This window comes from Nitrospira sp. Ecomares 2.1 (assembly GCF_965152585.1).
Genome location: NZ_OZ224219.1, coordinates 1,381,394 through 1,400,354, shown reverse-complemented (window position 1 = coordinate 1,400,354; position 18,961 = coordinate 1,381,394). Strand labels below are relative to the sequence as shown.

Annotated in this window: 14 protein-coding genes; 9 read left to right on the top strand and 5 right to left on the bottom strand. The window is 51.9% G+C overall.

Annotated features, from left to right (window positions below; genetic code table 11):
* Positions 1 to 595 precede the first annotated feature (595 nt).
* The 4 genes from ACWHYD_RS06090 to ACWHYD_RS06075 are packed head-to-tail and all read left to right on the top strand — an operon-like array spanning position 596 to position 3,813.
* The gene (locus tag ACWHYD_RS06090; protein WP_447965020.1) at positions 596 to 1,264 is read left to right on the top strand and encodes a hypothetical protein; all 669 of its coding nucleotides are present in this window, start codon (positions 596 to 598) and stop codon (positions 1,262 to 1,264) included.
* Positions 1,265 to 1,278: 14 nt separating this feature from the next.
* The gene (locus tag ACWHYD_RS06085; RefSeq protein WP_447965019.1) at positions 1,279 to 2,499 is read left to right on the top strand and encodes a L,D-transpeptidase family protein; all 1,221 of its coding nucleotides are present in this window, start codon (positions 1,279 to 1,281) and stop codon (positions 2,497 to 2,499) included.
* 13 nt (positions 2,500 to 2,512) lie between these two features.
* On the top strand, positions 2,513 to 3,139 hold the full coding sequence (locus ACWHYD_RS06080; protein ID WP_447965018.1) for a L,D-transpeptidase: 627 nt from the start codon (positions 2,513 to 2,515) through the stop codon (positions 3,137 to 3,139).
* Positions 3,136 to 3,813 carry a hypothetical protein gene (locus ACWHYD_RS06075; RefSeq protein WP_447965017.1) on the top strand — a complete coding sequence of 226 codons (678 nt, stop codon included), beginning with the start codon at positions 3,136 to 3,138 and terminating at the stop codon, positions 3,811 to 3,813. Before ACWHYD_RS06080 ends, ACWHYD_RS06075 begins: the two co-directional genes overlap by 4 nt.
* Before the next feature lie 287 nt (positions 3,814 to 4,100).
* Here the strand turns inward: ACWHYD_RS06075 and ACWHYD_RS06070 are convergent, their stop codons facing one another.
* Positions 4,101 to 4,796 (bottom strand): arginine N-succinyltransferase, encoded by a 696-nt coding sequence (locus ACWHYD_RS06070; RefSeq protein WP_447965016.1) that lies wholly within the window; start codon positions 4,794 to 4,796, stop codon positions 4,101 to 4,103.
* Positions 4,797 to 4,966: 170 nt separating this feature from the next.
* Between ACWHYD_RS06070 and ACWHYD_RS06065 the strand changes: the two genes are divergently transcribed.
* Positions 4,967 to 5,845, top strand: coding sequence for a M48 family metallopeptidase (locus ACWHYD_RS06065; RefSeq protein ID WP_447965015.1), 879 nt, complete (start codon positions 4,967 to 4,969; stop codon positions 5,843 to 5,845).
* A 60-nt stretch (positions 5,846 to 5,905) separates the two neighbouring features.
* On the opposite strand, the gene ACWHYD_RS06060 is transcribed toward ACWHYD_RS06065, so the two are convergent.
* Both ACWHYD_RS06060 and ACWHYD_RS06055 read right to left on the bottom strand, forming a co-directional pair.
* Positions 5,906 to 6,430 carry a DUF6036 family nucleotidyltransferase gene (locus ACWHYD_RS06060; protein WP_447965014.1) on the bottom strand — a complete coding sequence of 175 codons (525 nt, stop codon included), beginning with the start codon at positions 6,428 to 6,430 and terminating at the stop codon, positions 5,906 to 5,908.
* Entirely contained in the window at positions 6,411 to 6,782 is a 372-nt protein-coding gene (locus tag ACWHYD_RS06055; RefSeq protein WP_447965013.1) for a hypothetical protein, read from the bottom strand. Before ACWHYD_RS06055 ends, ACWHYD_RS06060 begins: the two co-directional genes overlap by 20 nt.
* 345 nt (positions 6,783 to 7,127) lie before the next feature.
* Between ACWHYD_RS06055 and ACWHYD_RS06050 the strand changes: the two genes are divergently transcribed.
* Together ACWHYD_RS06050 and ACWHYD_RS06045 are read left to right on the top strand one after the other, a co-directional pair.
* On the top strand, positions 7,128 to 8,957 hold the full coding sequence (locus ACWHYD_RS06050) for an ATP-binding protein (protein ID WP_447965012.1): 1,830 nt from the start codon (positions 7,128 to 7,130) through the stop codon (positions 8,955 to 8,957).
* A 105-nt stretch (positions 8,958 to 9,062) separates the two neighbouring features.
* Positions 9,063 to 12,497 (top strand): TM0106 family RecB-like putative nuclease, encoded by a 3,435-nt coding sequence (locus tag ACWHYD_RS06045; RefSeq protein ID WP_447965011.1) that lies wholly within the window; start codon positions 9,063 to 9,065, stop codon positions 12,495 to 12,497.
* A 194-nt stretch (positions 12,498 to 12,691) separates the two neighbouring features.
* On the opposite strand, the gene ACWHYD_RS06040 is transcribed toward ACWHYD_RS06045, so the two are convergent.
* The gene (locus ACWHYD_RS06040; protein ID WP_447965010.1) at positions 12,692 to 13,579 is read right to left on the bottom strand and encodes an acyl-CoA desaturase; all 888 of its coding nucleotides are present in this window, start codon (positions 13,577 to 13,579) and stop codon (positions 12,692 to 12,694) included.
* A gap of 527 nt (positions 13,580 to 14,106) precedes the next feature.
* Between ACWHYD_RS06040 and ACWHYD_RS06035 the strand changes: the two genes are divergently transcribed.
* A complete protein-coding gene (locus ACWHYD_RS06035; RefSeq protein ID WP_447965009.1) occupies positions 14,107 to 15,036 on the top strand; it encodes a hypothetical protein in 930 nt (309 codons plus the stop codon).
* A gap of 407 nt (positions 15,037 to 15,443) precedes the next feature.
* Positions 15,444 to 17,204 carry a peroxidase family protein gene (locus ACWHYD_RS06030; protein WP_447965008.1) on the top strand — a complete coding sequence of 587 codons (1,761 nt, stop codon included), beginning with the start codon at positions 15,444 to 15,446 and terminating at the stop codon, positions 17,202 to 17,204.
* A gap of 167 nt (positions 17,205 to 17,371) precedes the next feature.
* Here the strand turns inward: ACWHYD_RS06030 and ACWHYD_RS06025 are convergent, their stop codons facing one another.
* The gene (locus ACWHYD_RS06025; RefSeq protein WP_447965007.1) at positions 17,372 to 18,703 is read right to left on the bottom strand and encodes a carboxylesterase family protein; all 1,332 of its coding nucleotides are present in this window, start codon (positions 18,701 to 18,703) and stop codon (positions 17,372 to 17,374) included.
* Positions 18,704 to 18,961 lie beyond the last annotated feature (258 nt).

The window sequence follows — 18,961 nt, the reverse complement described above, 5'->3', positions numbered from 1 at the left end:
AAGGGCTGGTCAAGCCTCGGATGACCAGCCAGAATTTATTCCCGACCCTCCCTGGAACCGCAGGAGAAAATTTTAAAACGTACCTCCCAATCGGGACCAGAATTTCCAGAAATTTTGGACAAGATTTCTTGCATTGGACAGGATGTCTCTTCGCATCATGTTCCTTCGCGAAATTTCATCAACTTATCCGCAAAAAATAGAGAAATTACCCCTGCACCACGGATCAAAAACTGGCATTACCTTTGCTTTTAATTCTCCAAGTAGTAAGCCATGACGGCTTACCTAACCTTTAAAGGAGGTGCTACTGTGAGCCAATCCAATCAAAAAGATCCCAAAAAGGGTATGCCAATCGGGAAACCGACTGCCGCTCCCAGCCCTGCTAAACCACAGCAAAATCCGCCCAAAAAGCCATTCGGCAAATAGGTATCCTGACGATCCCCACGACCTGCAACGTCCGACCTTTTACCATTGAGGAAAAGGCCCCACCTGTTCAGGTTTTGATGCGGGCGAACGACAAGAGGGGCCGGAACATTTCGGCCCCTCTTCCTCTTCATGAAGAACGACCTTCCCGATGTCAAAGGATGCCCCAATAATCGTGACAGAAAGACTTCAACTCAACATGGATGTATGGAAATCCTCCAGTGAACGCAGCCCTCGACAGGTTAATCTTCTCCACAACATCCATGCACTTTTTCTGCTCTGGCTGCTCTTAGCCGGTTGCGCAGAACCACCTCTCTCTCAATGGAACGCAGCCACGCAAGCCCTTGAAGACGCGAGAATGTCAGAAGCCGAACATTACGCGATTGAGAGATTTACTGAAGCAGAAACGGCATATCAACAGGTCAAGCAAAATCTGGATCAACAGGGAGATCGGATACCGCTCTTTCGAAATTATGATCCTGCGATCACGATATTGTCAGAAGTCTTCAACGATGCGACCCAAGCCAAAATGGAAGCCATCGCCAATAAAAGAGAGAGTAAAGCGAATGCCGAGGTGGCTCTCGCCTTTGCCAAACAGCATCTTCAAGACGTTCGTGCTCTCCTGGCAGACGTTTCCACTCACGCATCTGATCACGGGAAGCTGGACCAACTTCTCCAAGCCTTTCAGGACACCGAAACGCTCCTCGCCGAAATCGACTCCATTATGGCCCAGGAACATTTCATCGACGTGATGACCACCTCCCATTCCGTAGAATCTTTTGCCACCCGACTTCAAGCCCGGATTATCTCTCTCAAACGGCTTCCCGCAAAGCAACAGGCCTGATGAGAGAGAACACCTTGATCACTCCGCCCACCTGTTTTCAGTCGGCCTGGCGTCGGCGCTGGATGATCACGCTCATGCTGGTCCTGCTTCCAGCCTTGGCGTATGCCTGGTGGGGACACACAGGGTATCCCGAGACCTTTCCCCCTCTGGTTGAGGATCTGGACCGACAAGCCCGGGCCAACGGCGCAGAGGCCTTATTTCCTGATCGTTACCAACAATTTCATCACCAGGTGCTGGAACTCCGTTCCCAATGGCGGAGGGAGGCCAATCACTGGTGGACAAACGGCGATGAAGCGACCTTCAACAAGCAGTATCAACAACTGGTGGAAGAAGGCTCTCTGCTGATCCAAGCTTCGCGCCAGAAAGTGTCAGCGCTTCACACGGAGGTCAAGGAACTCCTTCAACCCGAACAAGCTCATCTCACACGATTACGTGAACTGTCCCACCTGTTCGATCTGGAAGACGACATGTTTGCGCTTTCCCTGGCAGAGGGACTGTTACAAGAAAGTATCTTGCGATTAGAGCAGGGACAATACCGGCAGGCACGGGCAGCCGGAGAAAAGGCCCTTGAGCATCTTCGCCGCGTGGAACCCCACGTACTGGCTCAGATGAATCGCTACGGAAATGATGCCCAGATTACCCTCTGGGAACAATGGGTCACGGACACCATTCAACGATCAACCGGGACAGCCGGCACAGCGGTCATTGTGCTCAAAGCTCCCCGTCGCCTACTCGTCTACCAACGGGGCCGGATCATTGCCGACTATCCAGCACGCGTGGGGTTTTCAGGATTGGCAGATAAGCTCTACGAGGGAGACGGCGCCACGCCGGAAGGCCAGTTTCATGTGATACACAAAAAAGACGGATCGGGGACCAATTATTATAAGGCCTTATTATTAGATTACCCGACCGTTGCCCATCAAAAGCGCTTCCAGGATGCCCAAGCCAATGGCCTGGTTCCAGCGGATCGATCCATCGGCAGTCTGATTGAAATCCATGGCGAAGGACCTAATAACGAAAATACCACCAGCGGCTGTATTGCCTTGAAGAATTCAACCATGGATGACGTATTTGGTCGGACACAAGTTGGAACGCCTGTCACCATCGTCGGGGCACTGAACCAAGACAATGAGGTCGTGAACTCATTACGCCGGATGGAAGCGCATATTCAGGAGCGAAATGAACGCTGGCACACCCTCCCCACATTTGCGGCCTCATTCACCGACATAGAATAGAATGTCATTCTTCATGACCCCCCACTCACACCTGACGCTTCTGCTGAGCCTACTCGTCCTGCTGACAACGACACTTGGGGCCTCACGCCCCCCCGCCCCCAAACGCACTACAACCGTGGTCCCGGTGGCGGCGCACCCCCAGGAAGAAAACATCCCGTTTTATCCTTCCGCTCCCCGCCTCCTCGCCACGGCGCCCAAGGGCCTGTACCTCGTGGTCGATACGGCCCAAAATCGGGTGTCCCTTCGAAAGGGCAATCGAATCCTCTACAGTGCCGTAGCCTCAACCGGCAGTGGAGCGCGGTTACAAGATCCTCGCAATCCCGGCAACGGATGGGTATTCGATACTCCGCGTGGGGTCTTTACCATTTCCATCAAAATTAAAAACCCGGCCTGGAACAAACCCGACTGGGCCTTCATTGAAGAAGGGCAACCCATTCCAACTAAACCCAAAGACCGGATTGAAACCGGGGTGCTCGGCGACTATGCCCTCGGCTTCGGCAATGGCTATTTCATCCATGGCACGCTGTACACGCGAACGCTGGGCACCAACGTCACCCATGGCTGCATCCGACTTGGCGATGAACCGCTTGAATATGTCTTTCACCACGTGCCCCTTGGCACCACCCTGATCATCTATTGAACCCGCTCAAAGCTTCCTTCAACCCCTGGCCGCTCCAACCCCCCGGTTCCTCCCTGGTGGTGACGATTCTTTTTACCCTTGTCCTGGGAGAAGCCTGTTCTTCTCAGAGCGGGGCTCAACCGAAAACCTCTTCTCATCCCGTTGAACAAGAACTGCAAATGGCACAAACAAAATCTCTCTATGTCATCGTCGATACCGACAAGAACATCGTTTTACTCAAAGCTCGTGGCATCCCCCTGCGGACATTTCCCCTGACCGGCGCCGAGTGGATCGGAGACCCTCTCTCCCACTCAACCGTGCTTCATCTCAAGACGAAAGACCCATCGGTCTCCCCCCTGCCCATTTCCCCTCCATCAGATTCTTCTCCGGACTCTCCGCCGGTAGATCCCATCACTCCGTTAACCGTTAACAATATGCCCAACCGCTACGAGCTCGCCTTTCAGGAATCCGTGACTATTTTGGTACAACCGTCTCACCTCCCATCCTTTTGGGCAAACATGGGACACCAAATAGCCGGCTGGGGGCGACGGGTCACAGCCAGAATAGGCACCTGGGGCGGGTCCCACCAATATCTGGTGCTCTCACTTGATCCTGTGGAAGCCCAGGCTCTGTATTGGGCGGCCATCCCGCCTATGACGTGTCTGGTGATTCCGGGAAACCCCACAGCCCCATAAAACCAGACCCCGGCAGTGAACAGAAAGAGGGGTAGGACCATCTGAAGGATCAACGAGGGATTACAAAACAACAAGGGAGACGGGGACTTAAAACAACAACCGGAGAACAGGAACTCCAGGCAGGCAGGAAGCACTTCGATTCAAACAACTGAATATGAACCGCACCGGGTAGGAAAATCCCCTTCGCATGGATCGACACGAAAGTCGGAGAGGGTACGTTACCGGGATGCATGAAAATCAAGCCTGTTCCAGACGAATGAACAGGCTTGAACTCGGGATGGGGACGGCTATTCTTTCAACATCACATACAATTGACCATCCTGAACTTTCATATCCTTCACCCCCTTTGAAAATTGATCCCAAAACCCGCCTGAGCCGCCAAATTCTTCCACCAGGTTGGTATTTTTGATATCTCCCCACCAGGCACTGGGAAGCGGAATTCCGCCTAAACTAATCCCGCGCATCGCCACCACCGGCTTTCCATTGGCATAACTCAGCGCCAGTCCAAAATTGACCTTCAACATCCTTCCACCCACAAGGGGCATTTCGTGTTTTACCGGGACCACAAGTTGGACACTCAGAAGATCATCCGCCATATCAACAGCCATATGTCTGGCCATATACGAATCGGTGGCAATCAAGGCATTCACCTCCCGCTCGGTTAACTGAATCTGCCGATTCGCATCCGTTTCAGAATACGGCACCGGCTCAATGGGCAAATTTACCGTGGAGGGAGAAGGTTGGGACACGGATGAAGAAGGGGAATCGGCCGTATGAAGCAAATGAGCCATTTTGACATTCAGGACCTGCTGTTCCGACTCACCCAATCGGGTCGGCTGAAACATCGCGGCATTCACGTACTGGTTCATCCACAATACAACGCCCAACGCCAGGACCAACATCGCAAGCCCGACTACAAGGATAACCTGTTTCCCACTAAACTTTCGCCGTGAAACCACGACTTGGGTTGTCTCAGTATTCATCGCCTCTCCCTTTCCCGGGTGCCCACCCTGCATGGATACATGCATCTCTTAATTATCAACGCTAGCCTCGCCTGGCTTGTTTGCAGTAAGCTTTCACTGCCTTCCCATGTATTCTACCGCAAAAATTTATTAGCGATACTGCTTGATTAAGCCCCCGGAGAACACAGGCGATGCGCTTCGGATTATTTGGGAGAAATAGGGGAATAGGTGGACAACCCCGTGCACGCATGAGTTGGAAAATGCGGCTCATCCCGCTCGTCCTATTCGCGATATACGGACTGTATTTTTACGTCTCGAACCAGGAAACAGTTCCACTAACCGGCCGATCGCAATTGGTGGACATGACCCATGAGCAGGAAATGGCCTTGGGGCTGCAGTCCTACCAGGAAATCCTCAGCCAGTCCCAAGTCATTCCGGAAGGGCAGGTCGTGGATCTGGTCCGCACCATCGGACGCCGTCTGGCGAATGCGGCAGCCGATGTGGATCCTGGATTCGACTGGGAATTTAATGTCATTGAATCTCAACAGGCCAATGCCTTTGCCTTACCCGGGGGAAAAACCGCCGTGTATACCGGACTCATCCCAGTTGCGGAAAATCAAAGCGGGTTGGCCGTCGTCATGGGCCATGAAATCGCCCATGCCATCGCGCGTCATGGGGCCGAGCGCATGGCGCATCAAAAATTAGTGCAGATGGGCACCATCGCCGCCACAGTGGCGGTCGGCGATATGGATTACGACACACAAAGAATGGTCATGGGCGCATTGGGAGTCGGCGCACAATATGGCGTGCTCCTCCCCTTTTCCCGTGACCATGAATCAGAAGCCGATTATATGGGCCTGCTGTTTGTCGCCCGTGCCTGCTTCGATCCGACCGAAGCCCCAAAACTCTGGGAGCGCATGGGAGAAATGAGTCAAGGCAAACAACCGGCCGAATTCATGTCCACCCACCCCAGCCACGGAACCCGCATCAAACAATTTCAGGAATGGATGCCCGAAGCCCTAGCCCTCCGTGAGCAACATTGTGGCAACCCGCCACCTTCCTCATCATAACCTAACAACCCAATTTCTGCTTTTCTTCGTTGTCTCCTGACCCTGCCTTGGGTTGCCGAGTCAACTCCCAGACATTCGCTGGTCAAAAACTTGGAGAATTTTCCGAAAGGTAAACAAGGCAGTGTCTTTAGGAGAGGCCTGTATGGCTGAATCTGCGGCAACTTGTATGTCGGCAGGAGAAAGATGAAATCGAGTGACAACTTCTTGAGCATCCTCCAAATCTTGCTCCGTTCCACGACGGAGTTTGGCAATCACAAAATCAAGCGGATGAAGGAGCCTGATTCGAAGGCCTTCGGCTTCATGCCACACTGAAGTCCGGTTGCGATATCCTGGAGGCATCGCCACCACTGACCATCCAGATATATTTTCCCCAAGATCCGCCGGCACCTGACGGGCTCGGAGGAATTCCAAAAGCGGCTCAAGGTCTCCAGCCAACTCCCCATCAACATCGACCGTGACGCGTTCATGAACCCCATAAGCCTGAAGAGCGAGCCCACCAACGAGGATCAGATCAATAGAATATTGCCTCTGAGTTACGTATTCCTTAAGGAGTGCTTTGAGCGTTTCAAGGTTGATGGGTGACAAATTGTAAAGCCTCCGCAAACGTCCGATAGTCTCGTTGGTCAATTTTTCCGTTGTCGAGAGGGAGCGACACCCGAGGCACCACGGATTGAATCAAACTTCTATACGTGGTGAACCACTGGCAAGCTTTCTGATAGGCGTCCTTAACCTCCGGAAGATCCTGCCAGGGCTTGAGGTCAAGTTGCTCGTTAAAGAGAATTTCCAGCCAAAGTAACCGTTTGGCCCGGGGGACTTGCAGAATGGCCTCAACAGTATTCAAACCCGTATAGGCCGGTAAAATTTTGAGGGCTGGATATGAGGAGGGAATCGAATTGTTCGGCATCCCGGCAAGTGTAAGCCAATAATGCCTTTCCATCAAGCTCAAACCCTGCTTCCCGTTGCAGAATGACTACGGGTTTCCTCCTTCTTTCAATAAAGTTCTGGAATGAGAAAAATGCTTGACATAGTAAGGGGTTACGTCTAATTTCCGTTGCACATGCCGCCTACAATCCCCCCATTCCAAGTATCAACGTTAAGTGACACTTTTGACCAGCTTCACTGAGCCAGAAATCATCATGTCCGCCAAGGAAGCCACAGCCACTATTAAGATCAACAGGCTGCTCGACGGCGCAGGTTGGCGCTTCTTCGCAGATGGCGACGGGTCTTCCCGCACAAAAAAGAATTTTCAGGGCAACCTTGGCCCCGTATGAGGGAAGCAAAGATGAAATTGGTTTCTCTTGCGGTGCAAAACTTCCGCTGCTTCAAAGAAGAAGTCTTCACGCCAATTGAAGACTTAACTACCTTTATAGGGAAAAATGATATTGGGAAATCTTCGCTGTTAGAAGCCCTTGAGATTTTCTTCAACAATGAGGTAGTAAAAATAGATTCCAGCGACGCGAATATTTTTCATCGAGACAACTCGGTGGTCATAACCTGCGAATTTACCGAGCTGCCTACTAGCCTGACGCTAGATGCCGGGGCTACAACGTCTTTGGCCAACGAGTATTTATTGTCCATGTCCGAAACGCTGATGATTCAAAAAGTTTACGACTGCTCCAAACAAAAAATCACCACGGAAATCAGGATTCTAGCCCATCATCCAACGGCTGAAGGGGTTTCCAATTTATTGGAACTTAAGGAAAGTGAGCTTAAGCATATCGTCAAGGCCAAGGGGCTTCCTGCAAAACTGAAGGGCAATCCTGGCATGCGTCGCGCCATCTGGGATTCCATAGAGAATCTTAATCGACAAATGGTGCCAATTGTTGTGAGTGGCGCAAAAGATGAACGTAAGGTCATCTGGGACCAGATTGAAGGCCACCTACCGTTTTTTGCCCTCTTTCAAAGTGACCGAAGCAGCAGGGATTCTGACGACGAAGTACAAAATCCTATGAAGGCCGCAATTACGGCTGCAATTGCTGAAGTCCAAAGCGAGATTGAGGAGATCCAATGTAAGGTCAAGGAAAAAGTGGAAACCATCGCTCGGCAAACCCACGAAGCATTGAAAACACTGGATCCGAATCTTGCGCAAAAACTTTCTCCCGAATTTAAGCCTCCTACAACCTCAAAGTGGATTGGGCTTTTTTCGGTCAACATGGATACGGAAGATGGTATTCCGCTGAACAAAAGGGGTAGCGGAGTCCGGCGCATGGTGCTTGTTAGTTTTTTTAAGGCGGAAGCAGAGCGCCGCTTAAAGGAAAGCAGCAGGCGAAGTATTATCTATGCAATCGAGGAACCTGAAACCGCTCAGCACCCTAACAACCAACGTATATTAATCGATTCTTTCAAAAGTTTAGCAAACGAAAAAGGTTGTCAGGTACTTCTAACCACCCACAGCCCAGGTCTGGCAGCAGAGCTCCCAGCCCAAAGCATTCGTTTCATACATAAGCATCAAGAAGAATTAACTATCCAAGCTGGCGCAGATGTGTTTGGTGAAGTGGCAAAGAGTCTTGGCCTAATTCCCGACAGTCGCGTTAAAGTTCTCCTGTGCGTGGAGGGGCCAACCGATGTCACCGCCTTTAAATACCTTAGCAGAGCATTGCATTTGGAAGATCAATCCTTACCAGATCTCAAAAGAAACGAAAATGTAGCGTTTTTGGTTCTGGGTGGCTCCACCCTTAAACACTGGGTCAACGAGCATTATCTTCGACAATTGAAATGCCCGGAGGTACATATCTACGATAGAGATGTAAAGAGGTATGCTGAATCGGTACAACAGGTGAATCAAAGGTCTGATGGTTCATGGGCAGTTCAGACAAAAAAGCACGAGATTGAAAGCTACCTCCACCCCAATGCCATTCGGGCAGCCTTTGATGTGGAAGTTGAAATAGTAGATCACCCGACTGAAGGAAAACCTGCTGTGCCAAGGGCATTTGCAAAAGAATATTCAAAGAAAATTGGCCTTGATAGTTTAATGAACGATGACAAAGCAAAGATCAAACTTGCAGAGAGAGCATTTCCGGAAATGACTGCCGCCATGATCCGTGAACGAGACCCAGATAATGAAGTAGAAGGTTGGCTCCGCAGGATTGGTCAGATGCTGAATGGCAAATGATTGGTCGCTCAAATCGTCCGATTTCATGTATCCGTTCTTCCTCCTAATTCTCGCGCACCATCCCGACCACCATCGCAACCCGCAGACTAGACCTGATTTTCGCACATGAAGAAGGAACATTCCGGAAAACTGGTGTTTTCGCCGAGCGATCTTATTTGCTATCTGGGCTCACCGTTCGCATCCTGGATGGACCGATACGCCTTGGATAATCCCGGCGCGGTCACGCCTGATGAGGAAACCGAGGATGGACAACTTATTGCGCAGACCGGCGCGCAACACGAACGCGCGGTGCTCGATGAGTTCAAGGCTTCGGTTGCTAACCTGGTCGAGATTCCAAGGACCGATCCGGTCATTGCCCGGACAACGACTCTCTCCGCAATCAACGCAAAGGTCCCCATTATTTATCAGGCGTTTTTGGAGCATGAGCCGTTCGCGGGGTTTGCCGACTTTCTTCTGTTCGAAGAAACGGGACAGTATCAAGTGTGGGACACGAAGCTAGCCCGCTCGCCCAAGCCGTATTATGCGATTCAGCTGTGTTGCTATTCGGACATGCTTGCCGCCGCCACTGATGCTCAGTTACCCGAAAGATTCGGGCTCATACTCGGCACTCAAGAACGAGTTGAATTTCGGATCGAAGACTTTATCCATTACTACCGCCGCATCAAAACGAATTTCCTGACCATGCAGAACGGCTTCACCGGAAATCTCACGGATCGCCCTGAACCCCTTCCCCGAGCTGATCACGGCCGTTGGACTTCCCATGCGGAGAAGTTCTTCCATGACACAGATCATCTCGTGCAGGTGGCGGGCATCACGGTGGGGCAGATTAAAAAGCTCAAGAAGGGTGGGATCGCCACAGTCGACGATCTCTCTGCGGCCTCCGGCACGTCCATTCGCAAACTGGCTGCCGACTCACTGGAAAAGCTCGTGGCCCAGGCGCGTCTTCAGTGCCAAACCCGGGCCGACCGGATCATGAATCCTGATGCCCCCCCGCGCTATGAAGTCCTGCCTTCCATTGGGGCAAATGGCGAACCCGTGGGCCTGGCCGCTCTTCCGCCCGATCATCCGGCGGATGTCTTCTTCGACATGGAGGGGTACCCGCTGGTTGCCGGTGGACTGGAATATCTGTTTGGAGTCTGCACCCGAAGCGAACAGTCGGATTCTTTTGAGTTCATGGACTGGTGGGCACACACACGTGAGGAAGAACAGCTCGCTTTCGAAGGCTTCGTAGACTGGGTCTTCAATCGATGGCAGCACAACCCCGGCATGCACATCTACCATTACGCCCCCTACGAAGTCTGCGCAGTTCGGCGGTTGAGCACGCGCCACGATACCCGGCAGGACGAGGTGGACGCGCTGCTCCGGAACGAGGTGTTTGTTGATCTCTTTCAGATCGTCCGTCACGGCCTGCGCCTCGGCGAAAACAGCTACTCACTCAAGACCGTCGAACGCCTCTACCGACCGAAACGCGCCACCGAGGTGGCCACCGCGGCTGACTCCATCGTTCAATACGCCAGGTGGATCGAAAGCCAACAGCCCGATGATTGGAATCGCAGCCCCATTCTGAAAGATATCCGCGACTACAACCAGGACGATTGTGCATCCACGGCAGAGTTGCTGGAGTGGTTACGGAAAGTGATCGTCGAACATCAGATCACTGTGGTGAACCAAAATCCCGACCCGGCTCCTTCGGCCCCAAAAGAATTGCCCCCGGAGGTCGTGGCGCGATTGGAGACCGCTGCACAGCTTCGCACGCAAGGAGATGCTATCTCCCTGATTCTTGCCGATGTGATCGACTTTCATCGCCGGGAAGAAAAGCCCATGTGGTGGCGCATGTTTGACCGCGCCACCGCGACCCCTGAAGAACTCCGCGACGACCCCGCCTGCCTTGAGGGGATCTCCGCCGTTGGAACTCCCGTGCCCGAAAAACTTTCACTTGTACAAGAATATCGTTTCGACCCCTCTCAGGAATGCAAATTGTCTGCGGGGGATAAAACCAAAGTGATGTTCACCCATAACCTGAATGCGAAATTCACCCTCGTGGAGTTGGATGTGTCCATCGGAAGACTGGCTCTCAAAATCGGCAAGAAAGGTCTAACCGAAAAATGTGCAGGCATATTCCCTCAGCAGGGGTCACTGCTTCCCGACGAACATGTTTCGGCGACGGCCATTCAGCTTGCGCTTACAGAAGTAATTGCCAAACACTTGTCAGGGAACCTCGATGCCCCGGTGTCCGCCCTCTTGAACCGAGTGCCACCCGCAACACCTCTGCAACATGCGGACGAAACGCCAACCGATGCGGCCAGCCGGATCGCCGGTTCAATGGCCGGTGGATGCCTGGTTATTCAGGGACCTCCCGGCACGGGAAAAACATTCACGGCTTCACAGGTCATCACCAGATTGCTCGCTTCCGGCAAGAAAGTCGGCGTCGCATCAAACAGCCACAAGGCCGTGATCAATCTTCTCACTGCCTGCGGGGACGCTGTTAAAGGGAGTGGTTCCCAGCTCCACGGACTTAAAGTTGGTGGTGACCCCGATGATCCCTTGTTTAACTGCAACCCCGGCGTGCAATACCTCAAAGACACCGGCACCGCGCACCAGACTTACACTCGTGGCGTGGTCGGCGGAACGGCTTGGCTTTTTACCAGGCCTGAGTGGGAAGGCGCACTTGATTTCCTGTTCATTGATGAAGCCGGGCAGGTGGCCCTGGCCAACGCCATGGCGATGGCTCGATCCGCGAAGAACCTTGTGCTTCTAGGTGATCAGATGCAACTCGAACAACCCGTGCAAGGCTCCCATCCCGGCGATGCCGGACTTTCCGTCCTCCAGTACGCGCTCAAGGACATGGAGGCCAGTCAATCCGACTCTCCCGTCATGCATGCCGTGGTACCTCCGGATTACGGGCTTTTTCTCGGGGAGTCCCGCCGGATGCATCCGGCCGTCTGTCGCTTCATCTCGGAGAGTATGTATGAGGGCCGCCTTGGATCACATCCCGACTGCGCCCGGCAGCGGATCATTGTCCCACCAGGTGCCAACAGCCTCATCACCTGCGAAAGCGGGATCCTCTTCAGCGGGGTGGAGCATGATGGCAATATCCAACAGAGCGATGAAGAGGTTGAACGGGTCACGACAATGTACCACGAACTCCATGGACGTCTTTACACCGACAAGGATGGCATCACCAAACCATTAGACTTGGATCACTTTCTTTTCATCGCCCCCTACAACGCTCAAGTCCGCGCGCTTCAGGCCGCGCTACCCGACGGCGCACGCGTTGGAAGCGTTGACAAATTTCAAGGGCAGGAAGCTCCCGTCTGCATTCTTTCTCTCTGCTCCAGTTACGGTGAATACGGTTCACGCGGACTGGCCTTCATTCTCGACCGCAACCGGGTGAATGTGGCCATCTCCCGGGCTCAATGTCTTGCCGTGGTCATTGCGGATCCCCGAATCGCCGGCACTCCTCCCGGTTCCCTGGAGGAGATGAAACTTATCAATCTGTTTTGCAAATTGATCATGTATCCACCTCCATGTGCAATATGATCGCTCCGCCCCCTAACGAGGCCCATAAGGGAGTTCCCCCATTTCTGATGTAAGCGTTTGAGACCCGTCGCAGATTGCGCGAGGGCTTTTGTACCCATGCCGGAAGCCTACATACCGCTGGAAGACTGGAATCCAAAATTCTGGATAAGCTTCAACCCTGCCACACGGTTCCCACGATCAGAACCGGCTGGAATTTAAAAGCGTTGGACTTTCCAGACGACATGAATGGTTTCAAGGAAGGTGATGAGGTATCCGGCCGGATCCAAAGACGCCGGTTGGTTTACAGCGGTACGCTGATGGGCGTGATGGTAGCTATGTAGCCCTTCACCCAAAAAGAGAAGCGTGACTCCCCAATGCATATTTCGCGATTCATCCCGGCTGCCTTCCGTTTTCCCACCGAACATATGACCAAAAGAATTGACCATCCAGGTAAATTGGTGCATGAGGAAAATTCTCAAACACCCGGCCCAGAAGAAAGCCCGAACCGCTTCATCCGAACCTCCCATGGCATACCCAAGCATGGCCGGCACCAAAAACGACGTGGCACAGATCGGCCAATACCACCGGCTGCATCTTCGACTGATCGGATCACTAATAGTATCTTTCGCATAGAGACGGGTATCGGTTGGCCATTCCACAAACATCCATAATAGATGGGCATGCGCGAAACGCATGAACCCGGAAGTGATCTTATTTTGCCGACTCCAATACGGACTATGAATATCCAATGGCTGATCAGAAAAACGATGATGCCGCCGGTGGTCAGCCACCCATCGATCAATAGGACCTTGCATCGCCCAGGTGCTCAAAATACCCAATAGCCATCGAACCCATGTACTCGTTTCGAAGGCATGATGAGAGAAATATCGATGCAACCCAACGCTCACCCCGATAAGGTTGAACAGGAAAAACAACAGGAAGAGAAAAACCGTGGAGGAAGTGGGAGCAGAGAAACCGGAAGACAGGAGTCCGATAAGGGTGCCAATAAAAGGGATTCCAATCGACACCCCATTCACGATAGCATTGCGCCTCATGGCCTTTGAATCTGTCATAATGCCCACTTCACTCAATTCCACCCTCATCAGAAACTCCTACCTTCCTCACAAAACATGTGTCTGTGTCTCTCATTCACCTTGAAAAAATTTGATCCAACATTACAAGAAAGCCATTTGCGTTTTGACGTCACAAGGAGAAAACCAACCGGAACATGCACCAGCCTTTTACCTCAAGACAATGGGTTGGGGAGTGTAAGGAAATTTTAACTGAACGAGGGCGTCTGACAAGGGGGCATGAGCCTAAAAAGGATATGACCCACAGGAATGGCTCATTCGAAACAACAAGTGAACGGTGGTATTAAACAACCGGAGGCTCTGGCACCTGAATGGTAACCTTGACGAAAAAAAAAGGCTGCGGGTTTCAGAGCGGTGCCGGACTTCCTGGAGAAGCATGTCGATGCGAGGCACGACCATGTCTTCCTAAAAAACCTTCCCATTCGTTTCCACGATAAATGAATCCTGAGAAACATCCTCCTTGAGAATGCCCAGTGAAGCCGATTATGGTAGTCCCACATTTTGCCGATACCTTACCTAATTTCTGGTGAAAGGAAGTCGTGCCCAATACCTTAGCCCACATCGGCGTGCAAGGCCTCCTGAATCAGGCGGTCAAACCCGGAATCGATCCCAAACTGGTCTGCATGGGTTGTTTGCTTCCGGACATCCCCTGGATTTTCCAAAGAGTCTTGATGGGATTCCTGCCGGGAAGCGATCCCTACACCATTCGCCTGTATTGTATCGCCCAGGCCTCTTTATTCGTCACGTTGGTCTTATGCGGGGCCTTGGCCTTTCTTACGCGTACACCACGAGCCGTGTTCCTGATTCTCGGGGTCAACGTTCTCCTACATCTCGTGCTTGATGCGCTTCAAACCAAATGGGCCAATGGCGTCCATCTCTTTGCTCCACTGTCATGGGACTTATGGAATGTGGGGTTATTTTGGCCGGAAAGTCTTCCAACCTATATCATGACCGCGGGTGGCTTATTTTATATCGGATGGCAATGGCGAAAGGGGATATCACAGCCTCTCCCAATTTCGCTCCTGTCTCCGTTCAAATTGGCGATATCGGCGTCGTTACTCATACTCTATTTCGCACTGCCTTTTGTCCTGTTAGAAGGACCTCGAAACGCCAATAACCATTTCGTCCGAACACTTGAGGAAACGGCGGCTCGTCCAGGACGTCTTCTGGAACTGGATCGGCCATCCTATGTGAAAACTCCCTCAGGAGATATGATTGGCCTATTCAATGGTGAACAAATCGGCACCACGCAACAGATTCTGGATCACTCCGCTACCGTCTCGGTTCGTGGGCGGTTTGTCACACCCACCCAACTGGACGTGCTTGAATTTCATGAACATTCCAGTTGGTTCCGTGATACGGGTAGTTACCTGGGTATCCTTCTCCTGTTTGGCATGTGGTTTGGGGCATTCCTGAAACAAGGCATGTTCCCCTATTCACACAAATTCAAAAAATTTTCAAACACGTAACAAACCGTAGATACCCAAACCATCCAGGAGGGATACCGCTAAGTAGGAAAGCGAGAAAGGTCATCCAACTGCCAGCCAAACGGGGATATTCCCCCAAGCCAGGCCGGATTTCGGTCGAAGTTTTGAAACCAGCCATAATTTTTTAAGACCCGCTTCACTAATTTCCATTTTTCACCCGCCGAATCACCCCATCACTTCTCTGAGTTTAAACCTCCGAACTAGTTTTCCCTCTACTGGATTTATTTCCACGACTGGGGTAAATTTCTTTTTCCCATGGATTTATTCATCATCGCCGGATTTTTTCATCCCGGCTTCATCGTTTTTCTAAATTCATCTTTTTCTATCCGAGTTTCCGAAAGGGTTACAACCATAAGTCATACCATTAGGAAATTCGAGAGAAAAAGTACGTGAATCGCAAATTCCAGAACAAAAAAATAGTCCCGGCATGGACACGATCCGTTTTGGCCGGCAGCGTTTTGATCGCTCTCATAGGAACCCTCTTACACGAGACGTTCGCACAAGAGAACAGACCCAATGCCGGCAGGGACAATCACGACCGCAGACCCGGTGCTAACAGGGACAATCCCAGGACCAGATCCGATCATGGCTGGAACAATCTCGAGATCAGAGCCATTGATGGCAGGAACAATAATGTGCAAAACCCCGACTGGGGAAGCGCCAATAGCCAATTGCTTCGGCAGGTTAAAGCGGATTACGAAAATGGTAGCTGGACACCTGCCGGCTACAACCGGCCAAATGTCCGTGACATTTCCAATACGGTGGCCGCCCAAGACAAACCGATCTTCAACGAAAAATCGGCCTCGGACTTTATCTGGCAATGGGGACAATTCATCGACCACGATATCGACCTGACCGAGGGGGCAGACCCCCTCGAACCCTTCCCTATTCAAATCCCGACAGGCGATCCTCACTTCGATCCACAATCAACCGGAACACAGCACATGTCGCTGAACCGGTCCGCCTATGATCCGGCTACCGGGACGGATTCCCGGAATCCACGGCAGCAAATGAATCAAAATACAGCGTTTATCGACGCATCGATGGTGTATGGCTCAGACCCGGTACGAGCCGCGGCCCTTAGAGCCAATGACGGAACAGGCCGGCTGAAAACCAGCCCGGGCAATTTGCTGCCGTTCAATACCATCGGCCTGCCTAACCAGGGCGGTCCCGCTCCCACGCTATTTGTGGCGGGAGATGTGCGAGCCAATGAGCAAGTGGGGCTGACGGCCATGCATACGTTGTTCATGCGGGAACATAATCGCCTGGCCGACCTCATGCATGCCAATTCCCCCCGATTAAGCGAGGATGCCATTTACGAAGCCGCGAGGATCTGGGTCGGGGCGTTGATCCAGGTCATCACCTATAAGGAATTTCTCCCCGTACTCCTCGGACCCAATGCCCTGAGGCCCTACACTGGGTACAAGCGTGGGGTCAATCCCGATATTGGCAATGAGTTCAGTACGGCTGCCTATCGTGTGGGCCATACCCTGCTCTCACCGGTATTACTCCGACTGGGTAAAGATGGAAAGTCGATTCGGGAAGGCCATTTACCGCTGCGAGAGGCATTTTTTGCTCCAGGGCGTCTCATCAATGAAGGAGGGATTGACCCGTTACTTCGAGGGCTCGCGAACAATCGCGCGCAAAGGGTCGACAACTATATCATCGACGACGTAAGGGGTTTCCTCTTCGGCCTCCCTGGAGAAGGAGGATTCGACCTGGTCTCACTCAATCTTCAACGGGGACGGGACCACGGACTGGCGAGCTACAATGATGCCCGGTTGGCCTTTGGCCTCTCACCTGCCGTGTCCTTTGACGACATCACCAAGAATCGTGAAGTACAAGAACGTCTGGAAGCTGCATATGGAAGCGTCGAACTTGTGGATTTATGGATGGGCGGGGTGTCTGAAGATCATCGCCCTGGCGCGTTAGTGGGGAATTTATTTTATACGATTCTGGTGGATCAGTTCGAACGGTTGCGGGACGGAGACCGGTTTTTTTATCTCAATGGGTTCCCTACTTTTGAAATTAAAAAATTGGAAGAGACCACCCTAGCCGACATCATCAGGCGGAATACTTCCATCGACCGGGAGATTCAAGATAACGTGTTTCTCGTCTCGCAAAAAGACAATCGTCAGAGAAGACGCTAAGCCCTTCCTCAAGACCACGATCTAGATTTTGAATCAACCCTGGCAGGAAGCTCAAATGGGCAGCACCCGGGTTTTCTGCTATTCATTTTGGGGGTGTTTCAGATTGCCTTTTGTCATCATCCACCTTTTCGGTTCCCGCGCAGGTGGGTAGATTTTTGATCAGACCACTACTTCTCTTTCACAATATCGGAAGAGGGCACATCAATGGTGAGTTTGACAGGAAAGAGTGTGTGGGAGTCTGAGCGGTGCCGGACTTCCTGTAAAAGCGTGTCGATGCGTGGCTCGACCATGCCTTCATAGGATACCTTCCCATTCGTTTCCACGATGACGGGTTTGGAAAAATCCACCAGGTCCTGATTTAGAAACAGGGTATAGCGGCGAATCCGATTGGTACTCACCTCAAATTTGTTGGAATCTGTGACTTGGGCGTGCAATTTGGCGTATACCCCTCCCGTGATAAATTCATCCCGGCTGTCAATGAGGTTTTCCGTAAAGGCGGCAATTTGATCCGTCATATCGATACGCACCCACGAGAATGGCGTAAGATGGGTGGCATCACGAACCAGGGAGATAGTCCGTGGCAATGGCTTTCGTTGTTGACTATCGAACCAGGTGATCAATTCCGGCAGGGCTTGCTTGGGGAAAAAATGTCCTCCCGCATGGGGATGCGTCCAGGTATGCTCCTGGTACTGATAAGGAATGCCGCGACGCTCCATCTCTTTGACCAAGTCTCGGCTCAACTGCACGGGCATGACCCTATCCGCCGCACCGTGAATGACATAGACGGGCGTGTGGGCCAGGTTTTCGACAAAGGGAAACAGCACATCATCAATACCGCTGGCCATCGGCGCGATACCCGCAAAGCGATCCGCATAATGCATCCCGATGATCCAGGTTCCAATACCACCATTGGACATGCCGGTGAGGAAGATCCGATCGGGATCGATATGGTATTGCGTTTGAACCTCATCTAAGACCGTTAACGCCAAATCCTCGCCGAATCGGGTCCACCATGACCCCATGGTTACCGAAGGACAAGCCAGAATGTATTTTTCACCCAGACGTGGAATCCAGCGATCCAGATAGGCCTCCCCCGTAAACCCCGCCCCATGCAAACAGAGAATGAGGGCCATAGGCTTCTCGGGTGAATAGGAAGGAGGAACATACAAGGCATACTCAGCACCCTCACCCCTCACTCGTATTGGTCGTCTGGGTTGGGCACCAACCGGTTGAGTCTCATATTGGCGGGGCTGCTGAAGAATTTTTGAAATGGATTCAACCGTGGCGTCGGGGCGCTGTTGAATGTCAGCCAACAACTCTTTGGCTCTATCCGGAGCAGCCTCCACATATTCTTTCACCATTGAGGCCAGATTCCGCTCAGAAGGCTGTGCGGTCTGGTCTCCGGCTGTTTCCGGAAGTGGATGAGCCCAACTCTGTAGAGCTACCAGGCTCAGTACCAGACATGAGAGAAGGACAATAATTTTTTTCCAGTGCATCATGAACATTTCCCTGACTTTTTTGACCATGAGAACAGTCAGATTAATGACCGTTCAATTATCCTCTCATATTCAACCGGACATTCCTATAGGGTCAGAGGCGTAGTCGACGGTAAAATTCTGAAAGCTTCAATGTAGAAGGAAACGGGAATTATGCGGAATTTTTGTAGAAGAAATATCGAGGGAATTAATCGCTGAACTCAAAATAAACTTTTTGGGAATCATACGGAAATAATAATTCGAGCCCTTCGGCCAAGTTCA

Coding starts and splice junctions, on each gene's coding strand:
- ACWHYD_RS06025 (WP_447965007.1), bottom strand. CDS start 18,703: ATGATGCACTGGAAAAAAATTATTGTCCTTCTCTCATGTCTGGTACTG.
- ACWHYD_RS06040 (WP_447965010.1), bottom strand. CDS start 13,579: ATGAGGGTGGAATTGAGTGAAGTGGGCATTATGACAGATTCAAAGGCC.
- ACWHYD_RS06045 (WP_447965011.1), top strand. CDS start 9,063: ATGAAGAAGGAACATTCCGGAAAACTGGTGTTTTCGCCGAGCGATCTT.
- ACWHYD_RS06065 (WP_447965015.1), top strand. CDS start 4,967: ATGCGCTTCGGATTATTTGGGAGAAATAGGGGAATAGGTGGACAACCC.
- ACWHYD_RS06080 (WP_447965018.1), top strand. CDS start 2,513: ATGACCCCCCACTCACACCTGACGCTTCTGCTGAGCCTACTCGTCCTG.
- ACWHYD_RS06055 (WP_447965013.1), bottom strand. CDS start 6,782: ATGGAAAGGCATTATTGGCTTACACTTGCCGGGATGCCGAACAATTCG.
- ACWHYD_RS06050 (WP_447965012.1), top strand. CDS start 7,128: ATGAAATTGGTTTCTCTTGCGGTGCAAAACTTCCGCTGCTTCAAAGAA.
- ACWHYD_RS06070 (WP_447965016.1), bottom strand. CDS start 4,796: ATGAATACTGAGACAACCCAAGTCGTGGTTTCACGGCGAAAGTTTAGT.